Source organism: Microbulbifer okhotskensis (assembly GCF_023895975.1).
Classification (GTDB): domain Bacteria; phylum Pseudomonadota; class Gammaproteobacteria; order Pseudomonadales; family Cellvibrionaceae; genus Microbulbifer; species Microbulbifer okhotskensis.
In genome coordinates this window covers 1-217 of the sequence record NZ_JALBWM010000574.1, presented here as the reverse complement: position 1 = coordinate 217, position 217 = coordinate 1, and the positions used below count along the sequence as shown (strand labels likewise).

Here is a 217-nt window from a genome sequence, read left to right as displayed (position 1 = left end):
CGCAAAAGTGCAGCCGAATCTCCTTAAGCACGAAGCCGGCTACCCTGAAGCCGCAGACCTATCCGCTCTGATCTCCCAAGGAATTCCCAAGTACGGCATGGAGGGCGTTGGCGTTGGCATGGATTCGGAAGGGTCGGATTGGATCATCACCGAGCTGGAAGCGGAAGACGAACGCCCTCTCTGGATTTCTACCTGGGGTGGCGTAAACACGCTTGCG

Annotated in this window: 1 protein-coding gene; it reads left to right on the top strand. The window is 57.6% G+C overall.

Translation table 11 applies throughout. The features are described 5' to 3' along the window. On the top strand, positions 1-217 hold a 217-nt coding region (locus MO867_RS23320), incomplete at both ends, for a nucleoside hydrolase-like domain-containing protein (RefSeq protein WP_252473546.1).